Raw genomic sequence first — 17,843 nt, forward strand, 5'->3', positions numbered from 1 at the left:
TCGATCTACTGTTTTTTTAGGCAGTTGGTATCATTCGGAAATGGAAAATCTCGACGAAATCTGCGGGCTTGCTCAGCGACATGCCGGTCAACCGCAACCTAGCCTGCCTAGGTTGAACATCCATCGCTTTTCCGAGCCAACCCCGCTCACCCTCCGGGTGTACAAGCCGATGGCGTTGATCGTGTTGCAGGGCACTAAGAAGTCGATCATTGGTGGTCAAGTCTTTGATTACGGGCCAGGCGAGACAATGGTGGTTTCAGCGGAAATCACTGTGATGGGTCAGATCGTCCAGGCCTCTCCAGAAAAGCCTTTTCTTGCGGTTAGCCTTGACCTTGATCCTGCTGTGATAATGAATGTGGTCCGTTATCTCTCGGAGACGCGAGAGTTCCAAATGCAGCCTGGCTTCGCGTTTAGCTTGCCGAACGCTGAATTGATTGGCGCTTGGCAGAGGTTGCTTGCCATGTATGAGCGGATGCGCGAAATTCCGGTGATGGCGTTGCAACTTGAGCACGAACTGATTTCCCGGCTGATGTTGAGTCCGCACGCTGAAATGCTGCGGCAGATCGCCGGAGCGGACTCACGCCTGTCTCACATTCGCCGGGCTATGGCCTGGATTCGAGAGCACTATATGGATCAGCTCACCGTTGAGGATATGGCAGCAGTCGCGGGCATGAGCGAGTCCGTCTTTCATCGGCGGTTTAGAGCAGTCACCGCATTGAGTCCCTTGCAATACCAGAAGCAGATTCGATTGCATGAAGCCCGTCGCCGCATGTTTGCCAAAGAGGCCGACGCTGCGACCATAGCGTTCGCAGTGGGCTACAAAAGTACGTCGCAATTTAGTAGAGAGTACAAGCGACTATTCGGAGAACCACCGCACAGAGATGTGGCGACTTTTACCGGGCTTGCTTGCAAGGAAAGCATCGGCTAATCGCTGCGCAGCGACGGGGAACGGGAAGCGAATCGGGATGCGAGTTGCATGGCATTTCTCCTGACGAAAAGGGTTTGCTGTTCAAACCGCACACCGGATTCCTAGATTCGGAGCCCAGCCTTTCGGCTGTTCTGTGCGGTTGGCACGAGGAACCCAGTTCGTGCAAAGCTCCTTGACCGTGGGCGCCTTGCGCGTCTGCGCCTTGTCTGCGGCCGGGTCGCCGCCCCGGCGCACCTGGGCCAGCCATTCCTGAGCCAGCGAGCGGGCCTGTTCGACGGTCAGTTCTCCGTATTGACCCAAGGCGGGCTTGCGGCGCTCGCCGGCGTTCGTCCGGTACTGGAGCGTGAACACCTTGCGGTTCGATGGGGTAATCTTGCACAAGAAGCCGGGCACCAGGGTATCCCTGAGTTCGACGGACTGCGCTTGGGGTTGTGCCGCATCGACTGCGGACTTGGTGAGCTTGATCTTTGCCATGATGACTCCTCGGAAAGACCCAATTCCCAAAAGCCTCATAGGGGCCACCAGCAGGGAAGTTGGGTCAGGTTTCGGAAAGCACCGGCATATGTTGAACTCGCCTAAGTTATTGATAAACCTGCTGTATCGGGCTTGGGCGTAGTCCAGCGAAGTTCGGTGCTGGAGTCATGGTGAAATGAAAAATATCATCGCACCCTACTATTTGCCACCGCACTTCGGTTGTTTTACACAGTGGTACTCGTCCACCCTCATCTGTCTGCCGGTCCTAGAAACGACAGTTCAATCACGCCATCCATAGCGCCCCGATGTGCCGAACCTTAGTACCAACTGGGCTCTGGCTATCCTGGCAAAATCCTAGTGGCATTGCCAGGCAAGATAGTAGTGATATCGAATAGCACAAAAGTAGTGTCATCCAATAACGCGATTTTAGTGATATTCTGAGACAGAAAAGTAGTGAACTCACCTAGGTCAACAAAATGGCGGCACCCAACGAAAAACTGGCGGACTCTCTGAACGTACTTAAGGCGTTGCAGGACCAAGGCTTCCGGGTATTCCAGCCTTCGGTCATACCGTCGCTCACTCGCACTCATCGAGAACGACTGGTTAGGGCCGGGTTCCTGAAGCAGGTCATCCAGGGATGGTATCTCGCGAACAATCCAGAAGATGCTGACGGCGATTCGACACACTGGTACGCCAACATGGAGGTCTTTGTCGCGGCGTACGCCAACTCGCGCTTCGATGACGACTGGCAACTCAGCGCCGAACTGTCGCTTCTGAAACACAACGGTCACACCAGCATTGCGAAACAGCTACAGTTGCAGTCGCCGAAAGCCAACAACCAGATGCAGGCGCTGCCGCACGACTGCTCCCTGTTTCTCTACCGCATTCCGGAATCCCAACTCGTCGCCTCGCGAGCCCCGGACGCCAGTGGGCTAATACTTATGCCGTTGCCCGACGCGCTGATTCGCGTCAGCCCGACGTTCTTCACTCAGCATGAGATGGCCGCCCAGATTGCGATGCGACAAGTCGACATCTCGCTGCTCATCGCACGCCTGCTCGAGGGAGGGCACAGCCTGGTTGCTGGCCGACTGGCCGGCGCCCTCAGGGCCGTAGGACGTACGGCCGATGCAAACCAGTTGCTAACCACCATGAAGGCCGCAATGTACACGACAACGGAGAACAATCCGTTCGAGCGGCCTCTTGCGCAAATCAACGGACGACGCAACGAATCCCCCTACGTCCTACGCATCAAGGCGATGTGGTCAACCATGCGCGAGACTGTCCTCAAGCGGTTTGAGAACGTTCCGAGGCGGGGATTAACTGATGCAAACAGCCTACTCTCGGACATCGCCGCCCGGTACGTCGCGGACGCATACCATTCGCTGTCCATCGAAGGGTACCGGGTCGGCGCTGAGCTCATAGAAAAGGTCCGCAATGGCCAGTGGAGCCCGCTCACGCCCCCTGAAGACCGGCAGACCCGAGACGCCATGGCAGCAAAGGGGTACGCAGAAACGCACAGTCACGTCAAGGCGCTCATCGGCCGCGTGGTGAATGAAGGGCTGAAACCGGCTGAAGTCTTCAGCGCAGATTTTTTCCAATGGTACGTGACGCTTTTTTCGCCGAGTGTGCAGGCCGGTATTCTCAAGGCAGGAGACTTGGCTGGTTTTCGCAACAATCAGGTTTTCATCCGTAACGCCCTCCACGTGCCCCCCTCTCCAGAGGCCGTACGCGAATGCATGCCAGCTTTGATGGACCTGCTGGAAAGCGAAGAGCACGCCGGCGTCAGAGCAGTGCTGGGCCACTTCATTTTCGTTTTCATTCACCCGTACATGGACGGTAACGGACGCCTGTCACGATTCGTCATGAACTTCATGCTGACCACGGGCGGCTACCCATGGACAATCGTGACCGTCCAGTCGCGCAAGGCTTACCTGGACGCGCTCGAACAAGCCAGTACCTATGGCAACATCGAACCGTTCGCCGACCTGCTTTGCAGTCTGATATCAGAACAAGCAGTGACACCCGTCGAGCGTATTACTCAGCGCCCAGAAGCAGGGGATTGGACAGTGCCTCCGGTCTGACGGCCTCACCTTCCACCGACTGGCTTCAAGCGCAATAGCGTCGTTCGAGAACTTGGGGGTATCGTAGCGCTTCGGCTGCCCGACAGGAAAGACGAGGACTCGACCATCCTTGAAGGTGATGAAATCCGACTCCTCTTCGATCCAACGCTACACACTGATCGTCGGGCGCCGGACCAGCCGCTGAAGCTCCGGCTGGGCGGCCGGAAGCGGTCCTTAACCCGCGATCAGGAGCATGATCAAATTTGACCTCACTGACCTCCGGCGCTCAGACAACTTGGGATGGTACCGCCGTCGCGGAGACGGTGACCCACTGACCGTCGATCAACATGTCGCGTAGTTCCGAGCCATTCAGGGTGTAGACGTGCTCGACACCCACGCGCGGACGCGCCCGGCGAATCGCCAACGTGATCGCCATCGCCGTGTTCGATTGAACGGATTTCAGTTGCATTGCGTTCCTCACAAAAAAGAAAGGCGAGGAACGCCCCTGCGGGGACATTCCCCGCCAGGGTTCAAAGAAATGGCCGCCGCCCTACTGGGCAAGCGCTGCTACATTAATCACTGCATCGGCTTCGGCGATCAACTCGGGCGTCTGCGAGATGAAGAACTCCCGCTCGTAACCGCCCTGTTTCAACACCTCCCGCTTCATACGCATGAACTGCACCTTGCGCTGCGGATCCAGCGGCCCATCCGACTCGTCGCTGAACAGCGACTGGTATGGCTGGCTCGCATTCCCCGCGATATACAACGCAATACCGCGCGTCAGGCACTCGTTGATCCAGACCTTCTGCCCACCGGACATGACCCCGACCGACTTGCTGCTGTCGCTGTCGGCGTCGTGCACGAGGATTTCGAAGCCCTCACGCAGTTCGCCGTTCGCGAGCGCCCGCTGTGTCTGGATCTCGACCGTGAATCGCATGCCGTAGCACGCAAGCAGCAGGTCGTTCACCGTCTTCGTCAGGGCGGGACCGGCATCGTCGATCGTCAGCGCAATTACGCCGTCGTTGCCGAGGGCTTTCGCCACCAGCTTCCAGTGCGCGATCTCGTCCGAGATGCGCGCCGCCAGCGACTGCGTTGCCGCCAGGCCGCCTAGTTCACGCTCCAGCGAACCGAGCTCGGTTTCGCGTGTCGCCTGACTGCGGATCAACGCTTCGATCCGCGCGTCGAGCGCCGTGCCTGCGTCGCGGTGCGATGCAATCTGCCGGTCCACATCCGCGATTGCCTGCGTGACGTCGACTGCGACGAGACGAGCAATTTCCGTCTCGATCTCACGCGACAGTGCAGCCAGCCGGCCCATTTCCGTCTCACGACGTTTCTGGGCTTCACTGTCTTCGACATCGAGGGTGGCAAGCTCAGCGCACGACGTCGCCAGCCCCGCATCTGCCGCATCCAGCAACGGCTTGCGAGCCGCCAGGTCCGTCGCACGCTGTAATGCCTGTCGTGCCGCCGCGATACTGGCGTTCACCTGCTGAAGTTCAGCGCGCTTCGCGGACAGCGATGCGATTGCCGGCGCGAGCACATCCCGTTCGTCTCTCTGCGCCTTGTAGCGGGTGCGGAGATCCTTCAGGGAAACGGTCTGAACTTGCGCCTGTTGTGCTGCGTTGCGCGCTTGCACGAGCAACGGACACGTGGCGTGAATCTCCATCCCGGCGCACGGCACCGACTCAACGACAGCCGCTTGCCCCTGCAGGTTCTTCAGTAACTCGGCTTTGGTCGCGCCTTCCGATTCGAGACCGGTCATCGCAGACTGAACCGTCGCCAGCCGAAGCTGCTTCGCATCCATGTCGGCGATGGCCTGCTGCAATGGCCCGATCTGCGCTTCCAGTTGTGAGACGCGAAGCTGCGCTTCGTCCCTCGCGGCAGCGGCACCAAGAATGGCGTCACGTTGCTTCACCACCGCTTCGTGGCCCGTCATCGTCGTGCGAATCGCGGCGCGGCGTTGCGTGAAACGTTGCCGATCCGCGGCCGTATCCCGTTCGACGCCCTGTAGGGACGTGGCCACCTCGTTACGCCGCACGTTGAGTTCGCGCAGTCGTGCTTCGACACCCGCATTCTCGCCCTGCTTCGCCACGAGCGTCGCCCGCTGCTGCATCAGGCCGGCGAGCACGGTTTGCACCGACTCCCGTTCAGCGCGCGCCGAGACAATTGCCGCGGCATCCGCTTCGATCGCCTTACGCGTCGCGTCGGCACGTTCACGCTTCCCGGCAAACGCCACAATGTCCTGCTGCACGGCATCCAGACGCCTGGTCAACACTTTAATGACGTCGGCCGCCTTCGCAGCCAGCGCACGCAGATGGTCGATCTTGAGCAACTCGGCGAGCAGCGTCTTGATCTCGTTCGCGCCGTAGGACGCGAGTGGCCGCCGGTTCTGCGCGGAAAACACGCTGGTAAAGAACGATTCCAGCGAGCCACAGATCGCTTCGACACAACGGTCGTAGGTCTCGCCCTTGCCGTCCGAAACCGTGCCCTCCGGCAACGTCACCGGGCGCCACTCCCCGTCCATCGAGCGGTAGAACAGGAAGTAGTCCGCCTTGCCGGCTTTACCCGGTTTGCGAAACGCGAAGGTTGAGCGATAACGGATACCGTCGTGCTCCCACTCGAACTCCTTGCGCGCCTGTACACCGCAGATGTGATCCCAATAGGAAAACGCATCGATGGACAGCTTCGATGCGCGCGACGGCATGATCCGATACGGATGCAAGTTGTCCATGATCGTTGTTTTCCCGGCGCCATTCGGGCCGGTTAACGCAATCAGCCCGCGAGGCAAGGATTCGAGATCGAGTTCGACGCTGTCGCGCTTCATTCCGTCTCGTACCCCATAGAACCCCTCGAGGAACAATCTCAACGGACGCATGATTCCGCCTCCAAAAAAGAGATCTCCTGCAGGTATTCCGACGGCAGGAACGGGATGTCCTCGTCGTCGATCGGCAGCACCGGCTCCGGCCGGATGACCTTGGTGCCAAGCGTGCCAGCCACGGCTTGCCGAACCGTGTCGCAAAGCTGCGCGAACGACGCGGAAGCCTGCTTGATCAGCGCGTCCCAATCGGTACAGCCGGTCAGGACCTGAAGCTCGCGCCCCGACCACTGACTGGCGTATCCCGAATTGAACGACCAAAGCAGGTTCTGCATCTGGACGTCGGGCACCACGGCGACTTCCGGGGATTCTACGTCGGTCGCATGCACGAGCACGAGGAAACAGTCGCGCTGCGCAATCGTGAAGCCGCGACCTGAGCCGAAGGGCTGATGAAATAGCGCAGCTGTGCATCCGCCGTGGTCAACGAGACGCTTCTGCAACGCCTTTGCGTCGTTCGACGCGGAAAGCTGCTGGACCCAACGGGCACCTGCGGGATAAAGGCCAAACATAGACACGCTCCTGTGAAATGGACGGAGTGCGCCCGGTAGGGATCGCTCCCCGCCAGGGTAGATAAGAAAATGGATGCAGCGGTGCTGCGATCGATGCGCCTGACGGCGCGGGGTGAACCTCGTTTCGATAGCCACGTGGGCTATCGGAACACGGCTGTGTCCAACTCTCGGTGTCGTGCTGACCGTCGAGACAGGCAGCGCTCAGGCTGCGAACAGATCATCGTTGAGCCATGACAGCGACGGCTTTGATTCAGGCTCCGGCGCAGCTTCGAGACTGGCGGCGACCAGCGGGACGACGTTCGCGGTGCCGCCAGGAATCTCCAGCACCTCGATCGAATCGCCAACCTGCGCAATTCGATCAAGCACCGACGCCGCGATCGCTTCCGCGTCGCCCGTCTCGAGCAGCTGCAGCCGCTCAAGAAGCGGGTCGGGGTCGACCGAAGTGAGCTCGCACCAGCGCGCGACCTTCGCATCGACCGTCACCGCCTTGCTGATCCCCTCCGCGCGGCTTCTCATCACCGGCAGGATGCGCGGCTCGAGCTTCAGGCCAGCGGTCGACGCAAACATCGATTCGATTGCCTTCCGGTCGACGAGCTGCTTGTGCTCCTCGTCGATCTGCCAGCGAATCCGGACGAATTTCCCGGCCGAGTCCGCGGCAAGCGCCGCAAGCTGCGCTTCGTCGGGCGGACCGTCGAACGAAATGCATACCATCTCGCGCGACGGCGTCGTCACCAGCTCGGCACGTGCTTCAGCCGCCAGCACGTCCCATAACAGGTAACCTTTGTCGCCTTCTTCGCCGTAGTGGAATCGCCCAATCGAGCCGGGATATCCCACCGCGCGCCCTTCGCGCAACCAGATCTGGTGCTTATGGATGTGACCCAGCATGAACGCGGCACACTCCGCGGCGAACAGCGTGCCGAGGCTGAACTCGTGATCGAATCCCGCCATCGTCACACCATGCTCGGTTGTGCATCCAGCCACCGTGCCGTGCGAGAGGCCAATTGTCGGCACGCCGATCGCGCGCAAGCGGGCGTTATTCCTGCCAGCCGCAGCGAGGTATGTTCCGAGCACGTCGCCGAGCTCGGTCGACGCTGACAACGCACCGACCTTCAGTGCGAGATCGGCCTTGTTCATCGTCGGCAGACAGGTGAACACCGCGTCCGGATAGAGTCCGTCGAACGCAAGCATCTCTGCGTCGTCAAACACCGGACCGTCGGACGCTCGGAACTGCGTGCCGATCAGCGCAACCTGACCAATCCGATCTGCAACGAACACGGGATGCCGCGCGCCCATCAACGCAAAGTTGTCGAGCGTGCCTGGCGGCTCATGCGAGAACGTGCCCTGCAACATGATGACGGGCATCGCTTCGGCCAATCGGTGCACCTGTGTCGCGAGCGCATGCAGCGACGGCGCGTGTGCGTCGAGGCGATGATCGGTCGAGTCGCCCGAGATCACCGCCACCCGCGCCCCGCGCGAGATCGCGTCGTCGACTGCGAACGCGAAACAGCGATCGGCCTCGTCTGCGTTCTCCGGCGAGTAATGCAAGTCAGAAAAATGCGCGATTTTCATCGCCGCCTCCAAAATTAAAAAGGCCGCCTCTCGGCAGCCGACAATGGATAGTCAAGGAATGGCCGCTTGCGCGGACGGTTTCGATGCGTGAATGACGCGGTCGAAAGCACTTGAGCAAAGGGGCTTTGCTGAAATGCTCTCGCAGTCACTTGAAAGAAAGGACGCCAGCCCCGCGGGGCTGGCTAATGGGGAACACCGTTATCGGCCGTTGAGCGATTCGACTGCCTCGCTGATCTCGCGGGCGAGAACATCCGGCGCATCGAGGGCACCGGTCAGCCGTCCGATCATCTTGTCGACGTCTGCGGGCCGTTCCGTCCAGCCGCGCCCGAACTTGACATGGCCGTAGACGCGAAACTGCTCGCGGCGCGCGTCTGCGTTGAGGCGAAGACGCAGGAGCAGATCCTGCAGGCGATGCCGCTTCTCTTCGATCGACTCCGGGGGCGGGTCGTCGTGTTCATCGCGTTGAGCATTGCCAGCGTGCGTCGCCGGTTGGGTGTCACCCGACCCGACCCCGCCGCCTCCTTCAGTCGAATGGAGCGGAATCACCGTGCCGCCCGCACCGAGAAGTGCGGCCGCACCTTGCGCGACCTCGATCGCCGGCGCCGCTTCGTCCGCGCCATCCAGCAGCGCTCCGATGTCGATATCCGCGTCGAGAACCGTCAACATCTGGGGCTGACGCACGGCCTCACCATTCTCGTTGATCCGCGTGATGTCGAATTCCCGCTTCGAGAGCCAGAAGCGCGTGCCGGTGAGCCTGCCACGCGCCAACTGCACCGTCTGCATCGCGGCGTAGGCTTTCTGGAGCACGTAGATCGAGTTCGTCGGCAGCTCGACCAAGCCGAGCCCCTTGATGTCGGGGACCGCGAACACGAAATGCGCGGAGAGATTGCACTGCCGGCTCTGATACTGCGGGCATTGCTCGGGATCGCAGACGCCGTCCGGGATTGCGTCGTCCTGGCGGAAGATCACGTCGCGACCACCGAAATGGCGCGTGGCTCGTTGGGCGCGCGGATCGCGCTCGACCTTTGCGTAGGTCTTGCAGTACCGGATGCCGTCGGGACCATACTGCGAGAAGAACTTCCGACCGGTGGTGCCCCATGCGGCCATTTCGTTCGGGAGGTTCTGCATCCAGTCGTCGAAGGCGAACAGCACCGGGAAACGGTACAGCCGCACTCCGTGCCCGCGATCCTCGCCGTACAGCTTGAGAATCTCGTCGGCCACGTCCGGGTTGTTAAAGTCCGATCGGCGGCACGTGAAGTAGGCGACGTTCTTCGGCGCCAGTGCGTTCCGGAGCTGGCAGCGTGATTCGATCGCTTTGCCAATCGTCTCGGATGAGTCGCCGGCGGCGACCATCGTTTCGTACAGCCTCACCGCCTCCTGATTGGCGCGCGCCTTGGACGTCAGCACCTTGATACCGGGCCGGATACGTCCTATCACCGGAGGGCGCATTGCACGCTCTTCGACCAGGCTGCGCACAGGGCCGCCCAGCATAGGGACTACAGCATTCATGAAGGTTTCCTCGCAAGATAGAAAATCGCCTGAGTGCGCATCGCGCTCGCTGACTGCTCGAGCGTGCTGGCGGCCGCCTCTCCTCGGCGTTCGGCGATGTGGGACAGAAAGATGCGGCGGTCGGGATCGCTGTACATCGCGACCTGAGCCACCTCGCACCGCGCGCGCCAGGCTGGCGACGCGGTATCGGCAGTTGCGCGCTCGTCGGCAATCGTGTTGCTGATAACGTTGGCGATGCGCGCGTCGAGACGGTTGGGAAGCATGTGAACCTCCGGGACAGGAACAAACGACGAAAAAAAAGCGCGTCCCTCGGCAAGAGGAACGCGCTTTTCGGATTCGTGGAAATGACCCAAGCGCCACGTCCCTTCCGGGGACGTGGCGCTCAGGGAGCCGGTCGGCTCATATCGAGGACGTTAGGTCGTCCTCGCGCAGCATGGTCACGCCGCGCAACAGCCCATTTTCGGAAATACCACTCCGCCGCAGGATCACGGCTCAGTCGACTACGATCGTTTTACCCAGACTCTGGTCTGGAGAGAGACACCCGATGTCCGGGCTCGAACGATGTCGCGGCGCAAATACATGCGGCCGGCGACGAGTTTTATGACTGAAAGATGGGAAGTGCTGGCTAGGCACTCATCAGCAGAAGATTCCACACCAGTTGCCGGCTGGTCGGAGCATGCCCATTGGCACGGCTTGTACAGAAGATGGACTTCGGGTTACGAAGTCTAGGTCGATGCGTCGTGGACGCGAGAAGTAGAGTCAGTATTGCGGAAATTTGCGACCGGAAAGGGTGGAAAGCTCACGAAAACAGGCCCGCTTTTGCCTGAATTGTTAAATCGGGTTAACCCAAAATCATTGGTGAGAGAGACCACCCGTAAACATCATGTCCGCCGTTCTCGAACCACCGCACGACCCGCAGCGGGACGCGCCCCTGCTCGACCCGATCGCCGTCGATGCCAACACGCGCCCGTCGAACGATTCGCTGTCCCCGTCGTCAACGGGACTCAAGCCGATCCAACGTCTGACGAGCGACAGCCGCATCGATCGAATCATCCCCGATTCCGACGCGGTCACCGTGCTGCGCTATAGCTCGCAGTTCGCCCGCAATTTCATTCGCGGCGACTACAACTTCTGCGCGTCGAAAATCACCGTCGCGCGCGGGGGAAAAACGCATGCGCTCGAGTCCGCGCTGCGTGATACGTCGGACTGGCTGCGCAAGGCGCTGGTGTGGGTCGAAAAGCACGAAGCCCGGACGATCGCTTTCCCCGCCGAGCATATCGAACTGAAGGTCACGCGACCGCTCGCGGGTCTGCTGGTCCGTTGCCTCACCCAATACGACAAGCTCTTTGTGGCGACGATGGAAGCCGTGCTCGCCGAAAAAATCACCGCGCAGGACCGGGCCACCATCCTCGCGAACGCCGAGGGGCGGATCAAGCACATCTCGCTCGTCTGCGTGCCCGACAACGATCGCTACCAGGTAGACGGGACGCTGCGCGATTGAAGGTTCATCGCCCGATGAACTTGACTAGCTGCCGGAATAGCTACGCTGGCAAAGACTACGTGCCGGGTGCGACGCACGGGCAAGCGCTCGCTCGTCGAACGACCGCGCACGCGTGAGCAATCTCGCAATCTCGTATATGCGTCCGCAACCGAGACGCCTTCACACGCGGAGAACTATGGACATCCGAGAAATTCAGGCGCTGCACGCCCAGTACGCCGCCCACCCGGTCGTGATCGACATCAACGGCCACGTCCAAGCCATGCCGGCACTCCCGGCTCCCGAAGGAAATCGCAGTCGGATCGCGCTACCCCGCCTCGGCCGGTTCAAGCGTCTGGTCAGGCCCGTGGCCATTGCCGTGGCAGTTGCCGCGCTCGCTGCGGGCGGCGGTGTGAGTGCCGCCAAGCTGTGGCGGGTACTGCGCGTACCATCGCGCGCCGAGGCGACGCACGAAGCCACCACGCCAGCTCCCCGCCCTGCGTCGGCCGCCGCTTCCGCTCTCGCCGGCCCCCGCTCCCTGATAGCGGCCGACTTCGCCGGTTCGAACAGCGCCCCAACGGGAGTGCTGGCAAGCGTCGATCCGCGCTCGTTGACCGCCCGTCACGATCCGCCACCCACCGATTCATCGCCGCGAGAGCAGGCCGCGCCGAGCGACTTCGACAAGGCCGCAGCAGCACCGATCCGTGCGCCGCGGACCGCACCCATCGCGCAGGCCGCCGCGCAGACCGTGGCTCCCGCAACGACCGAACCGGCACCGCCACCGGCTGCCCCACCTGCTGCACCACCGAAGGCCGCTCCCCGGCATATCCACCGCGCCACCGCGCGCCCGCATGCCGCACCGGCAGAAAATACCGAACTCGCCGCACCTGCGCCCACGCCGGCGCCTGCCGCCAAAGCGCCCGCAGCGGGCAAGTCCGGCGACGTCCAACTGTTCTAACGAGGCGACCATGAAAGCAAAAACCATCAACGTGACGCTGCTGGCCACGGGCCTGGTCGTCCAGGGCGATCTGATCCTCGACCACGGGATGAGCGCGTTCGCACTCGTGAGCGGCAGCATCATCTCGACGGCCGGCCTGCTGCATATCGGCCAAGGTGGAATGATCAAGGGCAAGGTGCAAGGCGAGATCGTACGCATCGACGGCGTCGTGGAAGGCGATGTGCATGCCCGTGACATGCTCGAGATCAACGGCGTAGTGAAGGGCAACGTCTATTACTGCGGCACGATCCGGCTTGGGCCACAAGCCGCGCTCAACGGTCAGCTCAAACGCGTCCCGCGCGAATTGATCATTGAAGCGCCGACGGCCGGCGCACCACTCAGCGACAACGCCAATACCACGGCACTGACCACGTCATGAAGAACGTGCGTAAACTCCTCGGCTCGATTGTCCAGCGGGCGGTACCTATGGCAATCATCATCTCGTCGCTGGCTGCTTCGGCGGCCATTGCTGTCAGCGGTCTAGCGCGGTTATGGGGATCCCCCGGCAATATCACTACCGAGGCGATTGGGAACACTGTCCATTTCGTTGCTTACGTGCTCGCCTGGCGCAACGAAGGCGTAGCCGACATCTGGCTTCTCCAGGCTCCTATCGCGCTCATCACCTACCTCCTGATGACCACGGTCCCGCTGTTCATCGGATGTTTAGCTGTTGAACTGTGGGAGCTGTGCCACGAAAAAGCCGAAGCAGACGACGTAAACACGGCGCCATAAGGCTTCGAATTTCTCCGCAGGTCGGCCACCTCACGTGGCCGATTTTTACTCGATTCCGGACTCGATCACGAACCGCGAAACGGCGTTCTTCTGGATCGACGTGATGACAAGAGTCTCCCGCGCGCGCGTCATCGCCACATAGAAAAGCCGGCGCTCCTCGGATTCCGGGCTCTTGTCGTCCGGCACGACGCCCTCCTCCGCGCGACTGATCCATACGTAATCCCACTCCAGCCCCTTGGAGCCGTGCATCGTCGTGAGCACCAACACACCGTCCCCGGGCTTGTTGTTATCCCGCTGCAAGAACTCGATGCGATTGGTAAAGGGGCCGTTCAGGCGGCTGATCACGTCGTAGGTGCACTGGAGCGCCCGGATGGCCGCATCCCCTTTCGCGTACCCCATCATCCATTCGAACACCCCTTCGAGCGCAAGCGAGTGGAATTCCCGCTCGCAGAGCGACTGCCATTCGGCCAGACGCTTCATGAACGCTCGATACGCGGTCGCCGTGTCCTCGGTCAGGCCGAGCGCAACCAGATCCTGTTTCTGACGCTGAACGAACTCGGCGCCCATGTCCCGATGGAGTGCGCGCAGATCATGCGAACTGATCCCCATGTATCCGAGCACCGCGTCGACACCGTTCTGCTTCCGACCTTCGACGATCTGGAGGAGATTGCACATCAGTGCCGCCTGCGGCCGGTTGAGCACAGAACCGCCGGACGCGCGGTAGTACGGCACGCCGTGCGACCGGCAGACCGATTCGATCGGATCGAGGTTGCGGTTGGTGCGCGCGAGGATCGCACACGTCCGGCCTGCTGCCAGTTGCGCCTGCAGCGCATCGACTGCAGCAATGGCGTCTCCGTATTCGTCCTCGAAGCGCTGCGACGACACTGCGCCGCCGCCGCCGCGGTCGGCGTGCAACACCTTCGGAATACGGTCGACGTTGTTGCGAATGACGCGGTCGGCCGCCGACAGAATCTCCGATCGGCAACGGTAATTGCTGCCGAGCACGATCTTCTGCGCGTCAAACGTCCCGGAGAAGCTCTCCATGCCTCGGACGCCCAAGGCCGAGCGGAAACCGTAGATGCTCTGGTCGTCATCACCGACAACGGTGACCTGCGCGCCGGCGCGCGCGTGCAGCTCGACCCACCGATATTGAAGCGGATCCGTGTCCTGAAACTCGTCGACGAGCAGATCCGTGAAGCGATATGGACGGATATCGCCACTTTCCATGCCGGCCACGGCCAGCCGCAGCATGTCCTGGAAATCGATCTTGCCGTTGCGCTCGAGCGCTTCCTGATAGGCGGCATAGAGCCTTGCTTCAGCCGATCCGGATTCAGCCCGACCGAAGTTCGTCTTGATGCGTTCGATGATCGGCACCGCTTCCTCGACTTTCCACTCGAAGCCGAGCTCCGCGATCACGCGACCCAGCATCCCGAACCGGTCGCCGTCGGACGCAATATCGTGGCGTGCACGGCCGGGCCGACCGATCTGCTTGAACGCCAACGAGTGGAACGTCCCGGCTATTAGCCGCCGCTTCGCGTCCGGCACGGCGATCGCCAGGATCCGCTCGCGCAGCTCGAGGGCCGCGTCCTTACTGAACGTCACCGCACCTACCACCGCGGCCGGATCCTCTAGTAAGCGCGCGGCCTTGGTCGCGATCGTCTTGGTTTTCCCTGCGCCAGGACACGCGATCGCGACGCAGTGGCGGCGCAGGAGTGCCACCTCGCGCTGTTGGGGGTTCAGCTCGTCGAGCATGGCACTCACCGCGCCCCCTTATCGACCGCGGACGGTCGTCATCAGACGCAGGTGCGTCATGTAGCCCCGCACGCCGATCGGATGGAACTTGCGCAGGAAGCGCGACGTTTCCTCGTCGGCGTCCGACTGATCACGCACGCCGTTCCAGACCAGAAAGTCGAAGTGGTCCATCACCTGATCGTACCTCAGCATCACCGACAGCAACCGCATCGAGAAACGCGAATACGCCTCGACCGTGATGTCCAGGGACGGCTTCGTCACCGTCGGCGAGAACACGATGTCGCCGCGCTCGCGCATCTCGGTCTCGGTTCGCTCCCGAAAGCCGTGCGCCACTTCAAGCTGCTCATTGACGTACGCTTCGAGGTCGTTCAGCTGCTTATCAAAAAAGGTCGTCACCGTCTCCTGATCGTCGGCGCCGAACGTCGCCCGGCCAAACCGCTGCATGTTGATGCTCATCCGGTTCAGATACGGCCACCATTGCTCAAACAGCGGCTTGAGCCGAGTGTGCTTCAGTCGAACATCAGTCGACACGACCGCCGCGCCGGACAGTTGCTTGTTCATCAGCTCGCGGCCGATTTCGCGGCGGCGCTGAATGATGCGGACCCGCTCGGCCGGCGGCAGCTCGCGGAACAGCTTGCGCGTGCGCGCGACCTGCTCGCGCTTCTCGTCGGCCTCGGCGGCACTGATCATGCCTTCCTTCTGCAGCGTGGACGCATCCTCCTCCATTCGCGCCAGCTCGTTCTCGAGTTCGGCATCGTCGGAGCCGTCCGTCGTCGGCCGCGTCGCCGGGTCGATGGCGGCGTCCTCGGCTCCGCCGGCGGCCGCAGTCAGGACCGGCCCGGTCGTCGGATGCTCTGCCGTCTTCTCTCGTGCCTCGTCATCGAGGACGTGCGTCTCGTTGTCAATGGTGGTCATCATGGTCCTTTGGATGGGGTGAGTAACCGCACGCGCGGCATGCGTCTATTCTTGCGAGGTGGCGGCCCGGAATCGCCCCGAAACATGGACGATTTCTGCACGCTTTTGCCCGAGGTCGACGCGAAGGCAACTCGAGCCATACAAAGGACCAAATGAAAATGCCCCTCAACCGGTTGAGGGGCATTTGGCGGAAAGCTCCACAAATTCGTATCGCTTTCTGTCCTATTTCGTCGTGGCCGCCCGCGCGTGTGGGCGGAAAACTGTCTTACCCGCACGAACGGAGCCAATCACCAACGTGTGGCCCGCGTCGGCCGTGTGAGCAACGATTCGAAACGGTGCAACTGGCTTCACCTCCGGAGCCGTCCACGACGGGACGTCGGCGGCAACACACACGTCGACCGGTGCGTACTCAACGTCGGTATCGACCTGAACAAATGAGAGATCGGTCGGAAACAATTCTTCGGAATCGGCGTTCGAGACGCGGTCAATTCGGTCGATGAACGCGCGCGCATCAGGCTCGTCGACGAACGTCCGAGCAGTTTGCTTGGCCTTCACATGGGCCAAGACATCGCCCGAATCATGAGAAAAGAATGCCCAGCCGAAGAAGCCGTTGTAGTCGAGTAACGTGCCTCTCGACGTCGAATGAATGATGACTCGCATGGTTCTCCTTTTCGAGGAACGACGTTACTGGTAAGACGATGCCGCCTTCCAGAGCAGCACACCAAGGCAACCGGCGATCGCGATCCAGTAAGGTGCCAGCAACGGGATTGGCGCGATCAACACCGTGAACGCGACTCCGAACACCAGCAGAATGCCGTGACCCGCCAGGTGGAACGCAACCGGGCTCACATAGCCCGCAGCAGCAGCCCGAATCTTCCGACGCACTGTCCCGTCGACGAACATGGCAACGCAGAAGGCCAACGTACCGAATAGCCAAAGCTTCATGATCGTGAGCCGGTACACCACGCGATAAACCAGCCGCCAGAAGTTGTGAACCCACGTGCTGGCCAGATTGGTCATCCCGCCATCATCTGCGTCCGAGCCTCGCGTCGTTTCGAGCGATGCCGCCACCACCCCAGTGTCCACGAAGTACCGCCTGAACAACCGGTTCGTGGTCGCCACAGCCCGATCCGCCCGATCCTCGCCGATCGTCGCCACCACCGAGCGAGTTTCCGCTTCCGGGATTTCGAATAACGATCGATTCGGCACGACCGGCATGATCGCGACGGCCACCAGTGGCACGAAGAAGAACCAGACCTTCACATGCCGGACAAACCGACTATCCGCCATGGCTGCCTCCCATCAGCGTCAGCAGGGATGCAATCGCCCGACAGGCCAGGTAGCTCGGAAACGCGACGAGACCAAACAGCCCCACGTAGAAGTGAAGTGGGCGGCGACCGATGAACATCGCGAGCGCGTAGGCCATAGCGTTCCGCCCACGCGCGAACTCGGCCGGTACCGGCGCGTTCGCATCATCTTGGGCGGACGCGGTCGATATCACTCGGCGCGCAACATCGTCGTCAACCCTGGCCAGCGTCCGAATCAGAAAACGCGTGAGCGACATCGTATCCCTCGAAGTAGAGTCGGAAGTTCTCGCCCGTCAGCGCACGCGCGGCGAGCTGGAATGCGGCGGAGCGCTGGCTGATGTTCTCCGGGCAGCGTTCGTCGACCACCTCGGTCGGCAGATGTGCATGACGCGCCTCGAACACCGTGACCGGCTCGAACATCGGTGACCATACATGGCAGCGCTCGCCGTCACGGGCAACGTAGCGTCGGGCATAGAGCAGGTGCGCCGACGCGAACAGACCCTGCATGAACGCAACATGCGGATCGCCGGTTTTTCGTACGCGCCTGACCCCATCGAGTCCCTCCGTGAGCATCTCCTTGACGAGCGGACCAGACTTGCCGACGAATTTCTCACCGATGAAGTCGGCCACGCGCGTGCACGCGAGCTCCAGTTCCGGCGCCAGCGTGAACACCGGGATCAGGCGGGCCGAAAGCTTATGGTCGCGGATGATTTTTTTGAAGACGACAGACATGCTTTGGTTT

18 protein-coding genes and 1 pseudogene are annotated in these 17,843 nt (G+C 61.5%); 6 read left to right on the forward strand and 13 right to left on the reverse strand.

Translation table 11 applies throughout. The features are described from left to right. Positions 1 to 40 precede the first annotated feature (40 nt). Positions 41 to 928, forward strand: a complete 888-nt coding sequence (locus NQV17_RS26510) for an AraC family transcriptional regulator (RefSeq protein ID WP_257774530.1) — start codon at positions 41 to 43, stop codon at positions 926 to 928. Positions 929 to 1,078: 150 nt separating this feature from the next. On the opposite strand, the pseudogene NQV17_RS26515 reads toward NQV17_RS26510, so the two are convergent. Further along, a pseudogene (locus NQV17_RS26515) lies at positions 1,079 to 1,402 on the reverse strand (Arm DNA-binding domain-containing protein); the annotation flags it as partial. 476 nt (positions 1,403 to 1,878) lie between these two features. On the opposite strand from NQV17_RS26515, the gene NQV17_RS26520 reads away from it, so the two are divergent. Further along, positions 1,879 to 3,483 carry a Fic family protein gene (locus NQV17_RS26520; RefSeq protein WP_257774531.1) on the forward strand — a complete coding sequence of 535 codons (1,605 nt, stop codon included), beginning with the start codon at positions 1,879 to 1,881 and terminating at the stop codon, positions 3,481 to 3,483. Between the two features lie 265 nt (positions 3,484 to 3,748). Here the strand turns inward: NQV17_RS26520 and NQV17_RS26525 are convergent, their stop codons facing one another. The 6 genes from NQV17_RS26525 to NQV17_RS26550 all read right to left on the reverse strand — a co-directional run bounded on the left by NQV17_RS26525 (position 3,749) and on the right by NQV17_RS26550 (position 10,184). Next, positions 3,749 to 3,931 (reverse strand): hypothetical protein, encoded by a 183-nt coding sequence (locus tag NQV17_RS26525; RefSeq protein WP_257774532.1) that lies wholly within the window; start codon positions 3,929 to 3,931, stop codon positions 3,749 to 3,751. 81 nt (positions 3,932 to 4,012) lie between these two features. Then, positions 4,013 to 6,334, reverse strand: a complete 2,322-nt coding sequence (locus NQV17_RS26530) for an SMC family ATPase (protein ID WP_257774533.1) — start codon at positions 6,332 to 6,334, stop codon at positions 4,013 to 4,015. After that, a complete protein-coding gene (locus tag NQV17_RS26535; RefSeq protein ID WP_257774534.1) occupies positions 6,322 to 6,843 on the reverse strand; it encodes a hypothetical protein in 522 nt (173 codons plus the stop codon). The genes NQV17_RS26530 and NQV17_RS26535 overlap by 13 nt, the downstream gene beginning before the upstream one ends. Before the next feature lie 201 nt (positions 6,844 to 7,044). Beyond that, a complete protein-coding gene (locus NQV17_RS26540; RefSeq protein ID WP_257774535.1) occupies positions 7,045 to 8,412 on the reverse strand; it encodes a metallophosphatase family protein in 1,368 nt (455 codons plus the stop codon). Between the two features lie 198 nt (positions 8,413 to 8,610). Further along, entirely contained in the window at positions 8,611 to 9,921 is a 1,311-nt protein-coding gene (locus NQV17_RS26545; RefSeq protein WP_257774536.1) for a hypothetical protein, read from the reverse strand. Next, positions 9,918 to 10,184, reverse strand: a complete 267-nt coding sequence (locus NQV17_RS26550) for a hypothetical protein (protein WP_057929848.1) — start codon at positions 10,182 to 10,184, stop codon at positions 9,918 to 9,920. Before NQV17_RS26550 ends, NQV17_RS26545 begins: the two co-directional genes overlap by 4 nt. Positions 10,185 to 10,804: 620 nt before the next feature. Between NQV17_RS26550 and NQV17_RS26555 the strand changes: the two genes are divergently transcribed. From NQV17_RS26555 to NQV17_RS26570, 4 genes are all read left to right on the forward strand, one after another. Next, complete coding sequence (locus NQV17_RS26555; RefSeq protein WP_257774537.1) at positions 10,805 to 11,422, forward strand: DUF1845 domain-containing protein; 618 nt, start codon at positions 10,805 to 10,807, stop codon at positions 11,420 to 11,422. Positions 11,423 to 11,597: 175 nt separating this feature from the next. Beyond that, complete coding sequence (locus tag NQV17_RS26560) at positions 11,598 to 12,356, forward strand: hypothetical protein (protein WP_257774538.1); 759 nt, start codon at positions 11,598 to 11,600, stop codon at positions 12,354 to 12,356. Between the two features lie 10 nt (positions 12,357 to 12,366). Then, entirely contained in the window at positions 12,367 to 12,774 is a 408-nt protein-coding gene (locus NQV17_RS26565; protein WP_257774539.1) for a polymer-forming cytoskeletal protein, read from the forward strand. Next, on the forward strand, positions 12,771 to 13,127 hold the full coding sequence (locus NQV17_RS26570; RefSeq protein WP_257774540.1) for a hypothetical protein: 357 nt from the start codon (positions 12,771 to 12,773) through the stop codon (positions 13,125 to 13,127). Before NQV17_RS26565 ends, NQV17_RS26570 begins: the two co-directional genes overlap by 4 nt. Positions 13,128 to 13,172: 45 nt before the next feature. Here NQV17_RS26570 and NQV17_RS26575 read toward each other — a convergent pair whose 3' ends face one another. The 6 genes from NQV17_RS26575 to NQV17_RS26600 all read right to left on the reverse strand — a co-directional run bounded on the left by NQV17_RS26575 (position 13,173) and on the right by NQV17_RS26600 (position 17,833). Next, positions 13,173 to 14,879 (reverse strand): ATP-dependent helicase, encoded by a 1,707-nt coding sequence (locus NQV17_RS26575; RefSeq protein ID WP_257774541.1) that lies wholly within the window; start codon positions 14,877 to 14,879, stop codon positions 13,173 to 13,175. 18 nt (positions 14,880 to 14,897) lie between these two features. Continuing rightward, positions 14,898 to 15,794 carry an ATPase gene (locus NQV17_RS26580; protein WP_257774584.1) on the reverse strand — a complete coding sequence of 299 codons (897 nt, stop codon included), beginning with the start codon at positions 15,792 to 15,794 and terminating at the stop codon, positions 14,898 to 14,900. Between the two features lie 222 nt (positions 15,795 to 16,016). Beyond that, positions 16,017 to 16,454 (reverse strand): hypothetical protein, encoded by a 438-nt coding sequence (locus tag NQV17_RS26585; RefSeq protein WP_257774542.1) that lies wholly within the window; start codon positions 16,452 to 16,454, stop codon positions 16,017 to 16,019. 24 nt (positions 16,455 to 16,478) lie between these two features. After that, positions 16,479 to 17,084, reverse strand: a complete 606-nt coding sequence (locus tag NQV17_RS26590) for a DUF4400 domain-containing protein (RefSeq protein WP_257774543.1) — start codon at positions 17,082 to 17,084, stop codon at positions 16,479 to 16,481. After that, positions 17,074 to 17,358, reverse strand: coding sequence for a hypothetical protein (locus NQV17_RS26595; RefSeq protein WP_057929876.1), 285 nt, complete (start codon positions 17,356 to 17,358; stop codon positions 17,074 to 17,076). Before NQV17_RS26595 ends, NQV17_RS26590 begins: the two co-directional genes overlap by 11 nt. Further along, on the reverse strand, positions 17,315 to 17,833 hold the full coding sequence (locus NQV17_RS26600) for a hypothetical protein (protein ID WP_257774544.1): 519 nt from the start codon (positions 17,831 to 17,833) through the stop codon (positions 17,315 to 17,317). The genes NQV17_RS26595 and NQV17_RS26600 overlap by 44 nt, the downstream gene beginning before the upstream one ends. Positions 17,834 to 17,843: the final 10 nt, after the last annotated feature.

It is taken from the genome of Burkholderia sp. SCN-KJ (assembly GCF_024656005.1).
GTDB lineage: Bacteria > Pseudomonadota > Gammaproteobacteria > Burkholderiales > Burkholderiaceae > Burkholderia.